This window comes from Pelagibius sp. Alg239-R121 (assembly GCF_947331435.1).
In the GTDB taxonomy this organism is placed as follows: Bacteria; Pseudomonadota; Alphaproteobacteria; order Kiloniellales; family Kiloniellaceae; genus Denitrobaculum.
In genome coordinates this window covers 424,526-443,585 of record NZ_CAMZOF010000005.1, presented here as the reverse complement: position 1 = coordinate 443,585, position 19,060 = coordinate 424,526, and the positions used below count along the sequence as shown (strand labels likewise).

Sequence of the window (19,060 nt, the reverse complement as noted above, 5' to 3'; positions counted from 1 at the left end):
TTCTTCTACTGGGCGGCCAGATTCACAAGAATCCAGTCCTCAGAGACTCGCTTCAGTCCGTCGCGTTGGCCGTCACTGCCCTGCCAGAGTGCAAAGGCCATCGGGACCTGTTCGCGCTCAAGCGAAACCTGGTGTTCTCCGGCCGCTGCGATCGGCCTGGACATGACGACGACCCATTGATTGGCCAGGCTTTCCTTGCCGGTCATGTAGCGGCTGTCGCCGCTGACGGATTGTTCTTCCAGTCGGGTCGTGCTGCCCGGACCGCCGGCTGCCAGGTTTTCGACCTTGTTGGCGTCCGAGCGCCAGTACCAGATGTTCACCGGCTCGTCCGGTCCGCTGCCCATGATGTAAGAGGTTTCATCTCCACCGATCGCAAACTGCACCGCCGCGCCGTCCCGGAAGCGGTCAAGCAGAGTCGAAGTGTCTCGGGTTTCGTCGCGCCAGCGTAAGCGCACGTAAAACCGGTCTGAGGTTCGCGCGAGGCTGAAGTAGACATCGTGCCCGGGATCGTCTTCGTCGATCCGAAGCTCCACGGACTGATGGACTGGTGGTGCTGACGCGAGATGCATCCGGTATTCAGGCAAACGCTCCCAGATGATGTCATCTGGATCGTTGACCGAGCGCAGGTAGATACCGTCGGGAATGCGCGCCACAGCCACTTCATCGCCGGGTTCAAGCGCCTTAACGTTCGCCTCGATAATTGTATCTCCGGCGGCGAACGATACGCCGGCAAACGCGAGCGTGACGCAGGTTGCTGCGGTGAAACCGCTGGTCAGGGCCCATTTCATAGCCTTCTCCTCATCCCCATAAGTTCTGGTCGATAACGCGGGCCTTGCGCCCTTCCGCTCCCAGACCGGGATTGCTCCTTGCCGCGTCCGTATCGTGATAAGGACCGACACGTGCCTCCAACTCGGCGATCTGGCCACTGGCCCAATCCGGCAGTTCGCTGACAAGCTGCGCGAGGGTGCGATCCAGCTTGCCGGCGGGTCGTTCACGCAGACCCTCGGCAACGGTGTATAGCAAGGGGCTGAGATACCGCTGAAGGAAATCCCGCTGCGCCCGGCGGCTGTCGGCCGGATCCCGGCCACGCGCCAATGTGCGACTCTCCAGATGGGCCAGCACAGCCATGAATTCCAGCATGCTGGCTAGATGGTCAGGTTCGTCGTTGCGCCCTTCGTCGCCAGTCGCCGCTTGCAGGCCGAAGTGGCGATAGAAGGCGGAGATATTGAGCATGAACACCGGCCTCGACAGGCCTGCCAAAAGGCTTTCGTGGTCTCCCGCCAACAGGGAAGCGATAGGTTTACCCACCGGCCCATGCAGGAATGCCGTGATGTAACCTGCCTCCAGGTGGGCGAAATCCCGCGACGCGAGGGCTCGTGGCCAGGGCCGACCGGTGACCGTGCTCCAGGCGGTGTCAAATGCCTCATGAAAGCTGCCCTGTTCGATTGCGGATTGCAGCTCCGGCGTTGGATGGCCAAGGGCGATGGCGGACAGTCGCCAAATCGTCTCCTTTGCGGCTGCGCGCTCCGCCGAATTCCCACCGGGCAATGCCTGAGTTCGTTTCGTTGACACCGCTTCGGCCTCAGCTCAGCTTAAACATTTCGGCGTGCCGGTAGCCGATCAGAGTATCCATCAACTCGCTGTCCGCTCCATCGGCCTTTTTCTGCCGTTCCGCGGTCAGGGTGTCCAACGCCGCCTTGACGCCGTCGCCGAACAGGCCTTCCAGATAGTCGACCGGCACGCGGGACTCGGCCGTCGGCGCGCCGTCCTCGCCGATCTTCGGCGGCGACAGGGGCGGCACGTAGAAGACGTTTGGTTTGGTGCCCCATTCCGGGTGCAGCGGCAGCGCCACCTTGTACTTTTCCACCAGAAGATGGATCGGTCCGGCTTCGTCGTCGCGGTAGCCGATCCAGCGGATGCGGCCGACACACTGCTTCGCGCAGGCGGTGGGCAGGCCTTTTTCGATGCGCGGATAGCAGAAGATGCACTTTTCCGACTTCGAGATTTCTTCGTTGAAGTAGACCTTTTTGTAGGGACAGGCGCTGACGCAGTAGCGGTAACCGCGGCAACGCTCCTGATCGATCAGTACGATCCCGTCTTCCTGACGTTTATAAATCGCGTTGCGCGAGCAGGCAGCGAGACAGGCCGGGTTTTCACAGTGATTGCAAAGTCTTGGCAGATAGAAGTAGTAGCTGTTGGGATATTCGCCTTCACCCTGGTCTTCGTCCCAGTTTGCGCCCCAGGTGGGTTTTACGTTCGGGCGTAGCCACGGGTCGGTCCCCGTCATCAGAGCTTCTTCGTAGTTGTACTCCCAGGGAATGCCGTAGTCTTCGGCGCCCGGCTCCTTGCCGAGCCGCAGTGCGCCTTCTTCATCGAAGCCGCCACCCATCTCAGCGTAGTCGCGGGGGTAGCCCGTGCCTGGCATGGTCTCGACGTTGTTCCAATACATGAATTCCCGGCCGTTCCTGTTCGTCCACTGCAGCTTGCAGGCCGACGTGCAGGTGTGACAGCCGATACACTTATTGAGGTCCATGACCATGCTGAGCTGACGTTTCACAGCCATTTTATCTCTCCACCGATTCTTTGTTGGATCGCCAAATCACCTGTCGGCTTACGCCGGCTCGACATCGACACTGCTTTCGTGCGCCAGCTGGTTGGCATTGTACTTCCAGAGCTTGAAGCCGAGATGCCCCCAATCGCCGCAGAGTTCCAATGGTTGGATCAGTGTCGCCATGGTGTTGTTCATGGGCTTGCCCTGTTCGTACTGATGCGGCTCCCAACCATGCTCCATCATGATCGAGGTCTCGGGCAGACTGGGATAGAACTTGGCCTGGGCGAAGAACTCGCCGATCCCGTTGAAGATCCGAACTCGCCCCCCATCGACGATGCCGCGTGCGGCCGCCAGTTTCGGGCTGATGTAAATGTTGGGCTCGCCTCGCTGCAGGCGCATCATGAATTTATTGGATCGCCAGTTCGAATGAATGCCCCATCGGGTGTGCGGCGAATAGAAGGATAGCGGGTAGTTCGAGGCCTCCCGCCCCGCGTGATGTCGCGCTGTCGGGGTTGCGGCCCCGAGTTGCATGAAGCGCGGATGGTCGCAGTAAAAGGTGATGCGACCGGTCAAGGTATCGTAAGGCTTTTTCCCCTCGGTTTGTGAGAGGAAGGGATTGTAAGGCTCGGACGCGGGGATCGGCTGGTTCGCTCCGCCTTCTGCACTCATCACGAAGAACCCTCTTTCGGCACCTTCCTCGAGGGTGACGCCGCCGAATTCCGGACCGTTGTCGACAAGCCACTTGGTGGCGTCGTAGTCGGTGATCAGACTGCCGCCCATCGTGAAGTCGTCGTGGATGGTGTGCAGATCCCGGCTGACGTTGCCGTCCGGATAGGCACCGACGCCCCGTGCGACCGCCCGCTCCTGAATCTTCCGGGTCAGCAATTCCATGATGTCCCAATCGGGTTTTGCCTCGCCGATAGGGTCGACCGGCCGTGAGAAGACATTGACGAAGCGATGGTAGCCGACCGAACGAAGGTCCCAGGCTTCGTAGTGACTGGCCGCAGGCAGCAGATAGTCGGCCCACTGCGCGGTCGAATCCATTCGCACGTTGATGTCGACGAACAGCTCCTCGACCTCTTCCAGAATCCGCTCGCGGTATTTGTCGGCATGCTTGTTGCGGCGGAACTTGTTGTCGGCGATGGAGATCAAACCTTTCATGTCACCGTGGTAGGGCATCCAACCCTTATCCACCGACTCGTTGATCATGGTCTCCATCTCGTCGATATCGAAGCCGACACGCGCCTTGAGCTTTTCGTTGTCGAAGTGCTGCCGTGCGTGATCGATCATCTTGCCGCGCAGGAATTCGCCAAGCCCACCGGCTTCCAACCGGGGGAACTTCTTAAATCCGAAGAGGGCGAGTTCGAGCAGCTTGCCATGATTCCATTCTATCCAGGAGGTATCGAAACCGCCTGTCTTGCCGCCATGACCGGTCAGGGCCAGCATCAGGGACTGCGCCCAGCCGGTGTAGATGCCGTTGGAATAGCGGCCGATGTTGAAACCGGTCATCAAAATGGCTTTGCGCGCTGCCGCGAAGAGACGGGCTTCCTGCCGGACGGTGTCGGGGTGAATGCCGGTTTCGGCCTGGGTGTTTTCCGGTGTGAACTTTGCGGCTTCCGCCTTCACCTTTTCGAACACGGTCGTGACGGCGATGCCGTCGACCTGAAAACGGCCTTCGATTGCCGGATCGATCTCGCCCAGCTGAAGCGTTTTTTCTTCCGATCCCATGGAGCCCTTGACTGCGACAGCGGTACCGCTTTTCAAGTCCCAATGATAGAAGACCTGATCCGATCCTCCGTCCTTCAGATCCGCTTCGCGCAGCAGCTTGCCGTTGTCCTCGCGAACCAGTACGACAAGATCGGTCTGCTCCTTGACGAAGTCAGGCTTATGGAGTCCTTCTTCGATGATTACGTTCACGATGGACATGGCGAGGAAGGGGTCCGCGCCCTGCTTGATCGGCATCCAGAGATCTGCGTGGATCGAGGAGGGATTGTAGTCGGGCGCCACCGAGACCACCCGCGCGCCGTTGTACTTGGCTTCCCAAAGGTAATGGGCATCAGGAATGCGGGTCGCATTCGGATTGAACAGCGACAGCATGATGTAGTCCGCGTCGAACCAGGCGTCCGACGTGAAGCTCTCCAGGGGATTACCATAGGCAAGATGCGCGCCTGTGTTGAGGTCGCCAACATCGGTAAAGATATCTAGCTGCACACCGCCCACCAGCGAAGCAAAACGGTAAGGAGCGGCGAGACGCACCATCGACAGATTGCCAGAGCCGGTGTGTGTCATCAGCTTGCCGGGCCCGTGCTTTTCGAAGATGTCGATTACCTTATCGGCGATTTCTTCGGTGATCTCGTCCCAAGAAACTCTCTGCCACTTACCTTCGCCGCGTTTGCCAACCCGCTTCAGCGGGTAGCGCAGCCGGTCGCCCTCGTACATCGCTGCCGAGTGGATGGCACCCTTCTGGCAGCCGCGCGGGTTTGCATCGGGCACATTGGGATTGATTTGCGGATACTTTGCGAGCTGCTCTTCGCGCAGAACGATGCCGTCCTTGACGTAGACGTCGAAGGCACAGTTGCCCACACAGTTGATGCAGTGCGCCGCCTTGCCGACTTTGTCCCAGGTGAACTCGCGCCGATAGAGATCTTCCCAATCACGATAGGGATATTCCGCGTCCAGCGTATCTTCGATCGGCTCCAGACGATTGAGCGCCCAGGTATTGTTTGCGGCTAGCACACCGGCACCGGCGAGACTCGCCCCTTTCAGGAATTCCCGACGCTTTACCCTCAGCATTGCCTCTCTCCCCTTGGCCGTCCGTTCTCTGGCCGTTTTTTGAGGCCAGCCACCGCGGAACTTGGCGCGGCAACGGATCGCAATTCTTTGTCCTAAGCGTAGCGGGAAGTGGGACTGAGAAGGCTGCAGGTATGTTAAAAGTTGTAATGCAAATGTAAACGAACGGCGCTCCGCGATTGCCGCCAAGCGTGGAAAGTGCTGTAGTTACCGCAAGCAAGAATAACTGGGACGGGCCATGGTCGATCCCAGAGTACGATATTGAGGCTGATACACGGCTTTCTCTGAACCAGGGAAAAACGATCAGGCTCCAGGGAGGGTAAATGCCGTTTACTGCCCGGGAACAATCGATTGAGGCTGGTGCTGCCGATCAATGCCCAGCAAGTCTGCCAGACTTCTTGCGGAGTAAGCGCGAGCTCTTGGTGGACCAGGCGATCCAAGTCGCCAAGGATTACGGCTACGCCCAATATACCACGACAATCCGGGCCGCGTGGATCGAGGCCATCGATACGCTGACCGACTGTATCTCGACTTATCTAACAAGCGAGATGACTTCGCTCGATAGGCCTGAAGCGGAAATCGACTACCAAAGAGACCCTCGTTTTATCCAAATGCGAGAGGTGGCGCAGCGGCACAGATCACTCGGCGTGACGCTGCAGCTTTATCTCGGTCTCTTCAAGCACTTCCGGACACTTTATCTCGATGCCGCTGTCGAATTCTCAACCGACGCCGGCGCTGTGGCCGAGGCGCAAAACGGGCTGCAGGGTTTTTTCGACGCCGCTGAGTTGAGTATTGGCGCGGATTGGGCCGAAGCGACCGAAGATGAACGTCTGATGGAGCTGCAGGCCCGGGCGCGCAGTGTCACACTAGACAAGGATCGCTACTTCTCAGTCTTCGAAAGTCTGCGCGATCCGGCCTTTCTCCTGAACCGGCAGCGCCGGCTGATCAATGCCAATCAAGCGGCAGCGGAGCTGTTCGTCGGCGAAGCGGGCGCCGGCGAGATCGTCTATCTGACCTCGATGCGCGGCCGCAAAACACCGCTGGAGGAAGTGATCAATACGGCCTCTTCGGCAGATGATGGCGATGACGGTTCGGTGTGGCTGGACACGCGTCAGGGGCCGATGTGTTTCGATCTGCGCGAACGGGCAATCCACGATGCACTGGAAAACACCAGGCTCGGCTATGTCGTTATCCTTCACGACGTCACCCCCCATCAACGCGCGACGGAGGACGCTGTGCGGGCGCGGCGCGCAATGTCCCGTTTTCTTGCCACCATGAGCCACGAGATCCGCACACCCTTACACGGTGTTCTGGGCGCCACGGAGCTGCTGCGGGATGCCGAGACCGAACGGCACGCCGTCTATGTCGATGCGATTGAGACCGCGGGGCGGCACCTTCTGCAAACCCTGAACAAGGTTCTCGATTATTCGCGCCTGGAAGCGCGGCCGCCCGAACCGACACTGCAGGTTTGCCGCCTGCTGCACCGTTTCGAGGACTATTGCCATTTTGCCCTGGTTTGGGCGCGCCAGGCCAAGGTGCCGATGAGCTTCTCCGTTGCCGGAAATCTGCCGCAGTCGGTGTTAATCGATTGGGATATGACCCAACAGATACTGACGAATCTGGTCTCCAACGCCATTCGTAATGACAGCGGAGCCGGTGTGAAGATTACGGTCCGGCGTCGCAGAGGAGACGGCGACAGGCCGCTTCTGAGATTTGAAGTATTGGACAACGGCCCCGGCATAGCCCCCGACGTGGGGGATATACTTTTCGAGCCCTTTGCCGCCCGTAAACCGGGCGCGGGGAACGGCGGTGCGGGTCTGGGACTGGCTATTTCCCGGCGCTTGATCGAAGCGATGGGGGGGAGCATTGGGTTTCGCAATCGCCGGGCAGGTGGCGCCGCTTTCTGGTTCGATCTGCCTTATCGACGTGTAGAGGTGCGGGCCGCGCCCGACGACCCGCGGGTCACTGTCCTGGACGATGCTGCCCCGGATGATGCTGTCCCGACAACGCAGCGCTTAAGTTGCCTGCTGGTCGATGATGACCAGATCAGCCGGATGGTGACGGCTGACCAGCTTCGGCGGCGCGGCATGTCTGTCATGGAGGTAGAGACGTCTGCAGCTGCCCTTGCCTGCGCCAGGGAGACCGCGTTCGATGTATTCCTGGTCGACTACTATCTTTCAGACGGTGATGGGGCGACGCTTGTTGGCCGCTTGCGAAGTGACGGCATGGCGGGCGACGCACCGCGCTTCATTGCCCTGACGGCAAACGCCGATCTGGTCTCCAGAACGAATGGCAAAGGCCATCCCTTCGATGCGCTGCTTGCAAAGCCAGCCGCGGGCGATGCCCTGATCCGGGCGATCCTGCCCGAGGGCGGAGAGATCCCGGCACAGCGCCCGGAGACCCAGCCGCAGACGTCCGCAAACTGCCTCTCGGATCTATCGCCCCGGATCGTCGATGCCATGGCTGCAGCCTTCACGACCCAATGGGACGGTGAGGCCGGCAAGTTTCGTGCAGCTTTGGCGGATGGCGACCTTCATCGTCTCGCAGATCTTGCGCATCGTGTTGCGAGCAGCTGTGCCGTCATGGGAATTACGGATTTGGCGGCTATGCTGAGGGATCTGGAGTTCGAGTGCCGCCGCGGTCAGCAGCGGCCGGACCTTGGGGCTTGGCAGGTGCTTCTGGATCCTCACTTGCGGACGGCGCCAAAGCGGGCACGTGCGCTGGCTGCGGAGGTGAGCAGATGATTCCTCGACCGGCCCAGGCTCATCCGCCTTCCGTTGCCGTGCAGCAGCCCGACAGCATTTTGGTGGTCGACGACGATCAGGTTGTTCGCGTGCTTTTGCGGGAACTCCTCCTGGCGGAGGGCTATGCGGTTTCAGAGGCTGGCACGGCGGAACAGGCGGAGCGGCAGTTAAGGAAGAAGGCCTGGGATCTGGTGTTGCTGGATCGCCGTCTGCCAGATTGCGACGGCTTGCTCCTGCTGCAGACGATCAAGGATAAATGTGATTGCCCGGTGATCATTCTAAGTGTTCTGGACGACGAACACGACCGGACGCTGGGTTTGGGATTGGGAGCACAGGACTACATCACCAAACCCTTCAGTGCGACGGAGCTCTCCCTGCGGATCCGTAATCTTCTTCTGGCGCGCAATGCCTCTCCGCTGCCCCTGCCTTCACGCGAGATCGAATACGGATGCTTCCGGCTGATTCAAACCACCCGCAGGCTGATTGTGAGTGGCGTTGTCCATCAACTGACCCTGGCCGAAACCCGTCTTGCCGCGGTCTTTCTGACGCATCCCGGAGAAATTCTGGACAGGAACCTGCTGACCCAAAGCATCTGCCATCGCGAATGGTCTCACAACGACCGTTCCATCGATGTGCTGGTTGCCCGCCTTCGAAAGTACCTCGAGCCGAACCCGAAGTTCCCGCGCTGGATCGTCACAGTGCACGGCGCAGGCTATCTCTTCAATCCGGATGCCGACGTTGATTCAAGCATCAGCCCATAGGTGCTGCCGTCAGTGTCCGAACAAACCGGTTTGAGGCAGAGAAGGCTAGTTTCTCGCCTCCGCTGATAAAAAAACTGGCCCAGAACTTCGACAGTCGAGTTGAAACCAGAAGACCAAGAGAGATCGGCACTGCTTCGAGTGAGGAATGCACCTGCAATCTCAATAACCCCACAGAAAACTCGCATTTACCGGCTCGATAACGCGAATGACGAATGCAGCGTTTTATATCACCAGCATCAGCCCAGCGATTCCTCCCAACCTACCCTGCAATTTACAATAGTTTTTTTGTTCAACGCCATCTGATCCGCCATAAGACACTACGTAAGTTCCGTGCCCCAGCCTTGAACACATAGTGCACTTTGAGTGTTACCGCGTAAGTCGATCAGTAAATTCTCTCGAGCCGGTTTTGTCTTCATTGAGTTGACAGTACCGCGACGGCCATCGCTAATCTGGATGATGGCAACCGGCACATGAACTATGTTCAGAAATGGGATCTGATTTCATCGTCCGACCTGGCACTTAAGGACGGAAAACCGGAAACTATTCAAGGCCCCGGAGTGGGTTTTTGAAAGTGATGGGGACAATGTTGCCGGGGTGGCAAAGATGTTTACCGATACCAATCCTATTTGAGGTCAGATTAAACAATGGCGGACTTGTGATGAAAAGACATAACTACCTGAATGTCGGCGTACTTGGGGGAATGGGACCAGAAGCATCCGCCGCATTTTATCTTCGCATAATCAAATTATTTCAGAGCGAACTTCAAGCCAGGTTCAACTATGAATACCCCGAAATGTTGATCCACAACATTCCATCCCCAGACAATGTTGAGGGTGGTGTTGACATGGAGTTGTGTGAATATCTCGTCGACAGTGTAAACTTACTTGAAAAAGCTGGAATGCAGCTGCTGGCTATCCCCTGCAATACTGCTCACATACATATTGATGCCGTCATCAAAGCAGCAAATGTGCCTGTAATGAACATTCTTGAAGAAACAGCGAAGGCGATACAGCGTGCTGGCCTGAAAAATGTTCTGTTGCTTGGCACAAAAAACACTTTGAAGCATAGTATTTATCAATCGCACTTGGCGAATTACAATATTGAAGCACTGGTTCCCAATCTTCAGTGCCAGAAATTAATCACCCAGTCTATTGTCGCCGTCTGTAATGGAACAGTGAACGAGACAACCCGAAAAATAGTGCTGGATGTAATATCAAATTATCCGCAGGCTGAAGGGGTTGTTCTTGGCTGTACTGAAATTCCACTTATTGTCAGGCAGGAAGATATAGACATTCCATGTTTCGACACTGCGGAAATTTTGGCCCGGGCAACTTTTGAACAATGCCGAACTGCGCGACCCTGAGGGCACTGCCAGAATAAAGGAACTGGCATCCAGCGGCCTGAATGATTCCGTGTGATCGTAACATACTCCAGTCGACGACCGGAGGCGTTGAATGACGTCCGCGCCTTCAATAGGATACTCGATGTCGACGCTGTTTTATCGGGGGTTTTCTTGAACGACTTGGCCTATGAGCTTTGGGAAGCGAGACGCCTCGGGCACACCATTGACGCCACGAGAAATGACCTGCCAAAGACAAAGGCTGAAGCCTACGAAGTGCAGGAAGCCATCGTGGAACTAAGTGAGTTACCCCGATGCGGCTACAAGGTAGGCTCGACCAGCAAGGAGGCCCAGCGGCTCCTCTCGACAGACGAGCCCGGCCTGGGCGTTCTCCTAGCTCCCTTTGTTCACGAAAGTCCCGCCCGGATTAACATCGTTCCTGAGCAGATGCCTGCAGTGGAGGGGGAGTTCGTCTTTCGCATCGGTCGGGATCTTCCTTGGCGCACTGAGCAATACACCCTGGCTGAAATTGCTGATGCAATCGATGGCGTGACCGGTGCCATCGAGGTTGTGGGAACCCGCTTCTCAGGTGGACTTGAAGGCAAAGGAAGGTTGCTTACGACAGCGGACGGCGGCGTGAACATCGCGCTTGCCACAGGGAACTGGGTGAAATTCTGCGGACAGAATTTACGCGAGCATGGCGTCATGATGACGATCAACGGCGTCCCCGGGGGAACAGGAACGGGCAGCCGGGCATTGGGTGACCCGCTCAACGTCTTGTGTTGGCTCGTGAACCACCTGTCCAATCGCCGTGTAGGCCTTAGGGCCGGAGAAATTGTCGCGACTGGCACATGCACTGGCTTGGATCCAGTGCGGCCCGGGGACGTTGTTCATGCGGACTTTGGCATGCTCGGTACGGTCGTCATCGAGTTTGAACGGAACAATTGAAATCAAGGCCGTTCGCAAGACGATAGACTTATAGCGCCTATCTTGGCACACCCGGCGAGACACCGGCAGTGTGTCTTGCTAAAAAAATTGAATTAGCTGGATAGTCCGCTTTGGGGTGCGAATTGCCACCGGCTCTATGTCTCAAAAGCCCCAAACAGATCCAATTTAACGGGCAGCACCAAACGGCGGATTTGGGTTCAGCCACTGCTGTATCGATTCAGGCAGTTGTTCGAACCGAAGCCTATAGTTGTTTGGCGACGCGTACAGAGAGTGGCCGGGTTGCCGTGTTTCGTTGATCGTTCCCGCGGTGCCCACGCTGACGGCGCCTGGCGTCATGCCTCCAGGATTTCTATGTTGCCGTTCTGCCATTCCTGATGGAGCCAGCCGGGGGCGATGGTCCAACGATGATCGCTTTCGCCCGGGGCACGTGGCGGCTCACGCTCCAACGTATCGGGCCCGCGCGCCACGCTCAGAAAAAGCGACGACCGGATCCTGATGACCCAAAGCCTTTTGGCTTCGTTATTCGCGTGCCCCTGGGCGTAGCCTCGCAGGTGCGTGATCCAGAGATCTTGCAGCATCATACCGGTCCCGGTCCGGAGGTAATCGAGCAACGTCCTGAAGCCGCCGTGATAGGCGACCACCCACTGGTTGTCGCTTCTGGCCTGCGTGTCGAAGCTCTCTTCGGCCTCGGTGGCCTGCCCTGTCCTGTCAACGTGCTCAACCGCCTGGCGGATGAGCTCCGCCATGAGGTCCTTTCGTTTTTTCGCGTCGTCGGTCATTGCTTCAGTCTCCCTATTGAGGTCAACCTTGGTATCCATCGTCAGTACGGTCGAGGCGTCAAAATGGATCACTTTGTCGTTCAAGGGAGCGAAGCCGGAAAGGGGCGGTATCCTACGGTAACGAAACCGGAACATCGTGGTAGCGCGCTTAACAAGAAATCGGGCCCGAACCAGCTGTTCGCTGTGCTCCGCACCAATGGTGACAACACGGACAAACCAGCCATTGCCCTATTGTCTGCTTTAGGGTTTCTTGCCGGTAACACTCTGTTTTCAAAGGAACGGTTATGCCCGACAAAGAATACACGCTCACAATGGCCAGATATAACCTCTGGCAGAACGAAAGCCTGCTTGCAGCGGCTGACAGCCTATCTGCTGCCGAACGAGAGAAAGATCGGGGGTCATTCTTCGGCTCGATTCAGCAAACCCTCTCACATATTTACTGGGGCGACATGATTTGGCTGAGCAGATTTGCAGGAACGCAAGCGCCAGACGGCGGCATTCCGGAGTCTGTCGCTCTCATCGAGAGCTGGGACAAATTCCGCGACGATAGAAAGGTCTTTGATGAGCGGATCTTGCAATGGGCACATGAAGTTTCGCCGACTTGGTTCGAAGGTGACCTAGGCTGGTTTTCTGGCGCACTTGGCCGTGATGTTACAAAACCGAAAAAGATTCTGGTGATACAGCTGTTTAATCACCAGACGCACCATCGTGGGCAAATTCATGCGATGCTGACATCGGTTGGCGCAAAGCCAGATGATACGGACGTGCCATTCATGCCAGAGCGTTTTCTGCGCATGTGACTTCGGATTAAACACCCGAAACGCAGTCGCGTATCAACCCAGTTCCCGGTACAAAGCAAAAAAGGTGTCGTTGATCTGTTGATTCATCGATCTATGCAAAGTTCGAAGCGGTTCTTGATTTGCCTCAACGTATTTATAGCACGCAAGTGACGCGGGATGATCGTGAAACCGCATTTCGACCAGAATTGGAACTGGCGGTGGCCTGTTGTCATACCCACCATGGGGTAATCTTTCCCAAAGTCGCCACGAATGCACATGACCCTGTTGCCGTAGGTGCTCGCAAAAGCCGTCAAAGGCTTTTTTGAACGAAACTAGATCGTTCCCGGCTTGCAAATCAAAGGCTCCAAACATTGAGCAGTATTCGGGTCGTCGTTCAGTCATATCAAATCACAGTTTCTAGCCGGAGAGCGGTTCCTCATTTGCTTCCGCATAGGGACAGCAGTTCTCGGCTTCCTCCATATCGGTGAATTCAATCGATTTGTGTTATCCCGCACCGGGTGGTTGAGCATCATTCTCTCAATGCGGCTCAATTCGCACAAAGCGGGCCGAAGTGACCAAGCCCCGTGATCTCAATCGATCAAAAAAAGCTTTAAAGCGAGAACTGAATTGCTCATCGCTGGCATCTGATCTTCGACCGAATAGCCCATGCGACAACGTCGCGTTTGGGCTCAGTACTGGAAAGCAATTTGGGCCGTTGTCAGTAGTCCTCGCCAGCGTAGCGGTTCGGCTGACCGACGGCTTCCTGGCTTCCAATGAATTTGGCCCAATCGTTCCCCGGTTTCCAAATGCCGTCCATCAGCGTGTGAGCCTCCGCCTCGGAAATGCCTTGTCCAGTCTTGGCATAGCGATAGAAGAAAGCGGTAACGCGTGCATTGTAAATGCAATGCACGTGGATTTGTGTGTTGGGACAGCTTTCAATGGCGTCACAGAACTTTGCAAAATCTTCATCCGTCGGATTGCCGAATTCCACTGGAATGTAAATGTATTCCATACCAAGCGTCACGATCGTGCCTGCTTCATCCGCAAGTGCACCCTTGTTGTGATGAGGCCCGAGATTGATGACATGGGTTACGCCGAGGTCTCGGATTTCGGCGAGTTGTTCTTCTGTCGGCTGGCCCGACAAGGTGATCCTGTCATCGAGCCTTCTCCAGTTCAAGATGTCCGGTAAATCGCGCATCGCACTCTCCAATCATCAGGTATTCAGGGCGCGCATTCGAATCTGCACATTCGGGCGTCGGTCGACGAAGGTGGCGGACCTTTGTCGCAACATTCGTAATTCGGTTTAACTATCAACTTGAGGAAAACTTCATTCCGTAACCTGATAGACTAATAGAATTAGGCATGGCATGAATGACAACATGACCTCTTTTTCTGCCAATTCTCGTAATTCCGATAATGACCCCAGACAGGTGGTTTTTGTCGTATATCCCGACATTGTCCTGCTGGATCTTGTCGGCCCGCTGCAGGTTTTCTCTCATGCGCTCGACCCGGAAACCGGGGCAAATGGATATGAATGCGCAGTAACGTCCTTCGAAAGTGGCATGGTAGAAACCAATACCGTGATCTCTATCCCAAGCGAACCGATCTCCAGTTACCTAAAACGTCGAATCCACACACTTGTGGTCGTAGGAGGTGATGGTGCCAACACCGCCATGCGGGACAGGGCGTTGTTGGAAAAGATCTCGAAGCTTGCATCAACCGCACAGCGCGTCTGCTCGGTATGTTCGGGTGCCCTGGTTTTGGCGGCAACCGGCATTCTGGACGGTCGCAGGGCGGTTACACACTGGGATGATTGCAAAACGCTCGAAGAAGAATTTCCAGCTGTTCAGGTCGAAATTGACCCCATCTACATCAAGGATGGTCATGTGTGGACTTCGGCTGGCATAACTGCCGGAATGGATATGGCGTTGGCGATCGTGGCAGAAGATTTGGGACGGCCGACCGCACTTCAGGTCGCAAGATCAATGGTCACGCATATGGCCCGCTCCGGCGGTCAGTCCCAGTTCAGTCCCACTCTGAACCGACAGTTGTTGGATGCGACCGGGCGGTTCGAAAGCCTTCATCAGTGGATAGCGGAAAATCTTAAACTGAACCTTGGGGTCGCGGTTCTGGCCGGACGGGTGAATATGAGCGCCCGCAATTTTTCAAGACTCTATTCCAGACAGATGGGATTGACACCGGCAAAGGCAGTAGAAGCGATACGAACGGAAGCGGCCCGTAATCTGTTGGAGACAACTGATCTGGGCATGAAGCAGATTGCGGCGCAATGCGGCTTCAACGATGAAGAACGCATGCGCCGCGCCTTCATGCGCCTGCTAAACGTATCGCCGTCCGACTATAGGCAGGGGATCCGAGCAGCATAGGCCTGCAATTTCCTCTAACTGACATTTCATCAATGACCTCTTCGTCCGCGTAGTCGCCATTGGTGCGGCGGGCAGCGAACGGCTGGTTCGAGCTTGAACTACCGCATGCTGCGACGCGTTCGAATGGGCGTTTGTCGGAACAAGCAGACATCGCGGTCGACAAGACCAGTCGTCGCCCGACACTCCAAATTATGCGCTCAATTTCTGATTAGAGCGCCCTTCTAAATTTCGCAGAGACTTTTTTTGTAGTATCCGCGTCGAAACGAGGGCCTGCAATGAGGCAGAACGAGAGCTGTAGGGTTTGTAGTGAATTCTTAAGTGGTGCGGGCGCAAAACGCTCTGCCATTGAAGTGGGTAGCAAAGCTCGACAGAACCCTGCTTCCACGGCATCGCGGAGAGACGCAACGGTTGCCGCTTCCAATACGAGGTCGAAAGCACATGAGCTTTCCTTCAGATGGTGGAGCGCATGCTCTCTCAATACACAATCCGTGGTGAGAACACCAACACGTGCTGGTTCATCTCCATTCAGGGTGGAATTGAACCAGGCGATTTCCTCAGTCCAAAGTTCGCTTCCTTCGTTGGTGCCAGGTTCGCGAGCGACAATTGCCATATCCAATGTGCCTGCATTGACCCTTCGCCGAAGAACACGGCTGGGTTCCAGAGTTATGTTCGGCAAAACGCGCGGGAAATCTGTTTGGAAGATCGGCAATAGCTTCTGCAGCAATGTCGGTGCGTAATCGGTGGGGGCACCAAAGTTAAGCTGCCCTGATAGTTCATTTTCCCGCAGATCACCTAGAAGTTCATAGTTCAGGGTCAACAATCTCTGGCCTTTTTCTTTCAGAATTTCGCCCGCCGAGGTCAGGGAAATTCCCTGATTGCTTCGCTCCAGAACCCGTTTTCCAAGAATTTCCTCAAGCCGTTTGATTTGCTGGCTCACGGCTGCCGGTGTTTTGTACATCTGCTCGGCGGCGGGTTTAAATCCCTTTGCGTCGATCACCGTCAAAAACGTCTTGATCAGTGCCAGATCCAGGGCAGCGGGCATGATTAAGAATCCATTTATTATTGGTTAAAGTAGTTTAGTTTGTTTGAATTATCATTCATCGCCAGAATTGACCAGTCATGCTCCAAAAAGGTGAATCATGCTGGATCTCCCGCATATCATCGACGAGAAACGCGTACGTGCGTATCGGCTGAACCGTACGCGCGAACTGCTGGCGCAGTTCAAGATGGACGCCGCAGTGCTGTTTGACCCGCTGAACCTGCGTTATGCGACAGGATGTCGGAATATGCAGGTCTGGACCTCGCATCATTTGTCCCGCTACGTCTTTGTGACGGTCGAAGGGCCGATTGTCCTGTTCGACTATGGCGGGGCCAAGCATCTTTCGGACGACCTCGAAACCATTGACGAAACGCGCCCGGCAAGGAGTTGGGATTATTTCGGGTCAGGCAACCGTGCCGAGGAGCATGCGAACAAATGGGCGGACGAGATCGTCGACCTGCTGCATCGAACCTGCGGCCGTGGCGCGACCCTGGGCATTGACCGCGCTGACCTCTTGCCGACGCTGGCCATGCAACATCGCGGCATCAAAATGAAGGACGCTAAGGGTCCAATGGAATTGGCCCGCTCTATCAAGTCAATGGACGAAGTAGCGATCATCAGGAATTCGATGCAGGTCTGCACAGATGCAATTGCTCATATGCGTCAGTTTGCCGAACCGGGCGTGACCGAGAATTTCCTGCTGGCGAAGATGAACGAATACAATATGGGCCATGGAGGCGAATACCAGGAAACTCGCCTTCTGACTTCGGGGCATCACACAAACCCATGGTTCACCGAGACCACGGACAAGCTGATCGCAAACGGAGAAATGTTGGTTTTTGACAGCGACCTGATCGGCCCCGGCGGGGTATTCGCAGACCAAACGCGTGCCTTTGTCGTTGGCGACCGAAATCCGACCGATGAACAGCGTCTACTCTATGCTCATGCATTTGAGCAGATGCAGCACAACATGGCGCTGCTGCGTCCCGGCATGACATTCGAGGAATTTGGCGAGTTGTCATGGAAGATGCACGATATCTATGTGCCCAACCGCTATGCCGAGATGATTCACGGCATTGGATTCGGAGTGGAGTACCCGGTCATCTACTATCCTGAAGACCACGAGACCTGGCAGTACTCCGGCACTTTCATGGAAGGTATGACCGTTTGTGTCGAAAGTTATATTGGCCCAGTGGGTGGTGACGAAGGCGTAAAGCTTGAACAGCCAGTTCTGATTACGAACGACGGCCCCGTTTCTCTGACTGATTGTCCGTTCGAGGAAGACTACCTGTGAGAACTGAATATGACTATGTCATCGTCGGCGCCGGCACGGCGGGCTGTGTTCTGGCCCACCGGTTGAGCGAGGATGGCAGTTTCTCGGTGTTGTTGCTTGAACACGGCGGAGATGACCGCAACTGGATCATTCAGATGCCAGCCGGTTTGCGCTCGGCATTCAAACCGACCAGCAAGTACAATTACTGGTTCAAGACGACGCCCCAGAAATTCCTCAACAACCGCGAGATCGATCAGCCGCGAGGAAAGGCACTGGGCGGGTCGTCTTCGATTAACGGGATGACCTTTCTACGTGGAAACCCGCGCGATTATGATGATTGGGTCGAGGTCGAGGGCTGCGCAGGATGGTCTTTTGCCGACTGTCTGCCTTACTTCAAGAGGTTTGAGCGCCGCGATGGTCCCAGGAACGAATATCGCAACACCACGGGTATGGTGGGTGTTAAAACTCAACAAGAACTATCCACGCTCAACAATGCCTTTCTGGAGGCAGGCCAGCAGGCGGGTCACGCTCTGACGGAGGACGTAAACGGATATTCTCAGGAGGGCGTCAGCCGGTTTGAGATGTCGGTCGAAGGCGGCATTCGCAGCACCTCAGCGCGAGCCTATCTGCATTCCCAGCCAAAACGAAGGAATCTGGAGATCAAGACCGGCGTTAAGGTTTTGCGCGTGCTTGTCGAAAAAGGCCGTGCCGTAGGTGTCGAATTCGCCAAAGGCAGCAACAGGCACCATGTCCGCGCCAGCCGCGAAGTCATCCTGTCTGCCGGGGCATTTGGTACCCCGCAATTGTTAATGTTGTCTGGTGTTGGTCCCGAGGGGCATCTGAAAGCACATGACGTGCCGGTCGTGTTCAATGCTCCCAATGTGGGCGAGAACCTGCAAGATCACCTGGAAGCGCATATTCAGGTCGAAACTGTCAAGTCAGTTTCGCTCAACAAATACCTCAAGCCGCATTTGATGGTCTGGGCCGGAATGCAGTGGTTTGGCTGGAAGGGCGGCGTAGCAGCGGTGAATCAGTGCCACGTAGGTGCGTTCCTGCGCTCAACGCCTGAAACGACCCATCCAGATATCCAGTTCCATTTCTTCCCTATCCTCTTTGGGCCGAACTGGATACCCGATCCCGACAAGAACGGCTATCGCCTCGGGGCGGGACCCATGCGCCCCGAAAGTCGCGGCACGGTCAGGTTGGCCTCGGCCGATCCAAACGATGCGCCATTGATTGACCCGAACTATCTGGCAACGGACAGCGATTGGTTCGTCATGCGTGAAGGATTGAAACTGGGTCGTGAGCTGTTGTCGCAGCCCGCGTTCAAGGAGTTTCACCACCGCGAAGACTTGCCGGGCGTTCATGTGCGCACCGATGCCGAATGGTGTGACTTCATTCGCGAAGACGCGTCGTCGGCCTATCACCCCTGCGGGACCGCGCGGATGGGTGCAGACGGTGATGCGCGTGCCGTCGTCGACCTGAATCTGAAGTTCCGTGGAATAGACGCGCTGCGCATTGTCGATGCCTCGGTTATTCCCGCCGTGCCAAGTGCCAACATCAACGCCTGCGTCTTCATGATCGCAGAGAAAGCGGCCGACAAAATTCTGGACCGCGCCCCACTCCCGCCTGAGGTGGTGCCATACCACCGCGCCAACTGAAAGGACCCCGGT

17 protein-coding genes are annotated in these 19,060 nt (G+C 56.3%); 8 read left to right on the top strand and 9 right to left on the bottom strand.

Going from position 1 to position 19,060, the window contains the following annotated elements:
- Window positions 1–5 precede the first annotated feature (5 nt).
- The 4 genes from QMZ18_RS18415 to QMZ18_RS18400 are packed head-to-tail and all read right to left on the bottom strand — an operon-like array spanning window position 6 to window position 5,344.
- Window positions 6–788: an ethylbenzene dehydrogenase-related protein gene (locus QMZ18_RS18415; protein WP_282607794.1), complete on the bottom strand. Its 783-nt coding sequence runs from the start codon at window positions 786–788 to the stop codon at window positions 6–8.
- A gap of 10 nt (window positions 789–798) precedes the next feature.
- A complete protein-coding gene (locus QMZ18_RS18410) occupies window positions 799–1,572 on the bottom strand; it encodes a molecular chaperone TorD family protein (protein WP_282607793.1) in 774 nt (257 codons plus the stop codon).
- 10 nt (window positions 1,573–1,582) lie between these two features.
- A complete protein-coding gene (locus QMZ18_RS18405; RefSeq protein WP_282607792.1) occupies window positions 1,583–2,563 on the bottom strand; it encodes a 4Fe-4S dicluster domain-containing protein in 981 nt (326 codons plus the stop codon).
- 48 nt (window positions 2,564–2,611) lie between these two features.
- Entirely contained in the window at window positions 2,612–5,344 is a 2,733-nt protein-coding gene (locus QMZ18_RS18400; protein WP_282607791.1) for a molybdopterin-dependent oxidoreductase, read from the bottom strand.
- 320 nt (window positions 5,345–5,664) lie between these two features.
- Between QMZ18_RS18400 and QMZ18_RS18395 the strand changes: the two genes are divergently transcribed.
- The 4 genes from QMZ18_RS18395 to QMZ18_RS18380 all read left to right on the top strand — a co-directional run bounded on the left by QMZ18_RS18395 (window position 5,665) and on the right by QMZ18_RS18380 (window position 11,133).
- The gene (locus QMZ18_RS18395) at window positions 5,665–8,085 is read left to right on the top strand and encodes an ATP-binding protein (RefSeq protein ID WP_282607790.1); all 2,421 of its coding nucleotides are present in this window, start codon (window positions 5,665–5,667) and stop codon (window positions 8,083–8,085) included.
- Window positions 8,082–8,846 (top strand): response regulator, encoded by a 765-nt coding sequence (locus tag QMZ18_RS18390; RefSeq protein ID WP_282607789.1) that lies wholly within the window; start codon window positions 8,082–8,084, stop codon window positions 8,844–8,846. Before QMZ18_RS18395 ends, QMZ18_RS18390 begins: the two co-directional genes overlap by 4 nt.
- A 574-nt stretch (window positions 8,847–9,420) precedes the next feature.
- Window positions 9,421–10,209 carry an aspartate/glutamate racemase family protein gene (locus tag QMZ18_RS18385; RefSeq protein WP_282607914.1) on the top strand — a complete coding sequence of 263 codons (789 nt, stop codon included), beginning with the start codon at window positions 9,421–9,423 and terminating at the stop codon, window positions 10,207–10,209.
- 87 nt (window positions 10,210–10,296) lie between these two features.
- Complete coding sequence (locus QMZ18_RS18380) at window positions 10,297–11,133, top strand: 2-keto-4-pentenoate hydratase (RefSeq protein WP_282607788.1); 837 nt, start codon at window positions 10,297–10,299, stop codon at window positions 11,131–11,133.
- A gap of 332 nt (window positions 11,134–11,465) precedes the next feature.
- Here QMZ18_RS18380 and QMZ18_RS18375 read toward each other — a convergent pair whose 3' ends face one another.
- Window positions 11,466–11,984 (bottom strand): hypothetical protein, encoded by a 519-nt coding sequence (locus tag QMZ18_RS18375; RefSeq protein ID WP_282607787.1) that lies wholly within the window; start codon window positions 11,982–11,984, stop codon window positions 11,466–11,468.
- A 212-nt stretch (window positions 11,985–12,196) separates the two neighbouring features.
- On the opposite strand from QMZ18_RS18375, the gene QMZ18_RS18370 reads away from it, so the two are divergent.
- Window positions 12,197–12,712 (top strand): DinB family protein, encoded by a 516-nt coding sequence (locus QMZ18_RS18370; protein ID WP_282607786.1) that lies wholly within the window; start codon window positions 12,197–12,199, stop codon window positions 12,710–12,712.
- A 33-nt stretch (window positions 12,713–12,745) separates the two neighbouring features.
- Here the strand turns inward: QMZ18_RS18370 and QMZ18_RS37075 are convergent, their stop codons facing one another.
- From QMZ18_RS37075 to QMZ18_RS37070, 3 genes are all read right to left on the bottom strand, one after another.
- Complete coding sequence (locus QMZ18_RS37075) at window positions 12,746–13,063, bottom strand: DUF6614 family protein (RefSeq protein ID WP_367575955.1); 318 nt, start codon at window positions 13,061–13,063, stop codon at window positions 12,746–12,748.
- Window positions 13,064–13,409: 346 nt separating this feature from the next.
- The gene (locus QMZ18_RS18365; RefSeq protein WP_282607785.1) at window positions 13,410–13,889 is read right to left on the bottom strand and encodes a protein tyrosine phosphatase family protein; all 480 of its coding nucleotides are present in this window, start codon (window positions 13,887–13,889) and stop codon (window positions 13,410–13,412) included.
- A gap of 23 nt (window positions 13,890–13,912) precedes the next feature.
- On the bottom strand, window positions 13,913–14,005 hold the full coding sequence (locus tag QMZ18_RS37070; RefSeq protein WP_367575954.1) for a DUF1272 domain-containing protein: 93 nt from the start codon (window positions 14,003–14,005) through the stop codon (window positions 13,913–13,915).
- A gap of 65 nt (window positions 14,006–14,070) precedes the next feature.
- On the opposite strand from QMZ18_RS37070, the gene QMZ18_RS18360 reads away from it, so the two are divergent.
- Window positions 14,071–15,075: a GlxA family transcriptional regulator gene (locus QMZ18_RS18360; RefSeq protein WP_282607784.1), complete on the top strand. Its 1,005-nt coding sequence runs from the start codon at window positions 14,071–14,073 to the stop codon at window positions 15,073–15,075.
- A gap of 208 nt (window positions 15,076–15,283) precedes the next feature.
- Here QMZ18_RS18360 and QMZ18_RS18355 read toward each other — a convergent pair whose 3' ends face one another.
- Window positions 15,284–16,117: a LysR family transcriptional regulator gene (locus tag QMZ18_RS18355; RefSeq protein ID WP_282607783.1), complete on the bottom strand. Its 834-nt coding sequence runs from the start codon at window positions 16,115–16,117 to the stop codon at window positions 15,284–15,286.
- 97 nt (window positions 16,118–16,214) lie between these two features.
- Between QMZ18_RS18355 and QMZ18_RS18350 the strand changes: the two genes are divergently transcribed.
- On the top strand, window positions 16,215–17,408 hold the full coding sequence (locus QMZ18_RS18350) for a Xaa-Pro peptidase family protein (RefSeq protein ID WP_282607782.1): 1,194 nt from the start codon (window positions 16,215–16,217) through the stop codon (window positions 17,406–17,408).
- Window positions 17,405–19,048 (top strand): choline dehydrogenase, encoded by a 1,644-nt coding sequence (locus QMZ18_RS18345; protein WP_282607781.1) that lies wholly within the window; start codon window positions 17,405–17,407, stop codon window positions 19,046–19,048. The genes QMZ18_RS18350 and QMZ18_RS18345 overlap by 4 nt, the downstream gene beginning before the upstream one ends.
- Window positions 19,049–19,060 lie beyond the last annotated feature (12 nt).

What these genes read in the sequence shown, in the direction of transcription:
- QMZ18_RS18395 (WP_282607790.1), top strand. Translation starts at nt 5,665, where the DNA reads ATGCCGTTTACTGCCCGGGAACAATCGATTGAGGCTGGTGCTGCCGAT.
- QMZ18_RS18360 (WP_282607784.1), top strand. Translation starts at nt 14,071, where the DNA reads ATGACCTCTTTTTCTGCCAATTCTCGTAATTCCGATAATGACCCCAGA.
- QMZ18_RS18350 (WP_282607782.1), top strand. Translation starts at nt 16,215, where the DNA reads ATGCTGGATCTCCCGCATATCATCGACGAGAAACGCGTACGTGCGTAT.
- QMZ18_RS18385 (WP_282607914.1), top strand. Translation starts at nt 9,421, where the DNA reads ATGGGGACAATGTTGCCGGGGTGGCAAAGATGTTTACCGATACCAATC.
- QMZ18_RS18370 (WP_282607786.1), top strand. Translation starts at nt 12,197, where the DNA reads ATGCCCGACAAAGAATACACGCTCACAATGGCCAGATATAACCTCTGG.
- QMZ18_RS18400 (WP_282607791.1), bottom strand. Translation starts at nt 5,344, where the DNA reads ATGCTGAGGGTAAAGCGTCGGGAATTCCTGAAAGGGGCGAGTCTCGCC.
- QMZ18_RS18355 (WP_282607783.1), bottom strand. Translation starts at nt 16,117, where the DNA reads ATGCCCGCTGCCCTGGATCTGGCACTGATCAAGACGTTTTTGACGGTG.
- QMZ18_RS18415 (WP_282607794.1), bottom strand. Translation starts at nt 788, where the DNA reads ATGAAATGGGCCCTGACCAGCGGTTTCACCGCAGCAACCTGCGTCACG.
- QMZ18_RS18365 (WP_282607785.1), bottom strand. Translation starts at nt 13,889, where the DNA reads ATGCGCGATTTACCGGACATCTTGAACTGGAGAAGGCTCGATGACAGG.
- QMZ18_RS37075 (WP_367575955.1), bottom strand. Translation starts at nt 13,063, where the DNA reads ATGTTTGGAGCCTTTGATTTGCAAGCCGGGAACGATCTAGTTTCGTTC.
- QMZ18_RS18405 (WP_282607792.1), bottom strand. Translation starts at nt 2,563, where the DNA reads ATGGCTGTGAAACGTCAGCTCAGCATGGTCATGGACCTCAATAAGTGT.
- QMZ18_RS18390 (WP_282607789.1), top strand. Translation starts at nt 8,082, where the DNA reads ATGATTCCTCGACCGGCCCAGGCTCATCCGCCTTCCGTTGCCGTGCAG.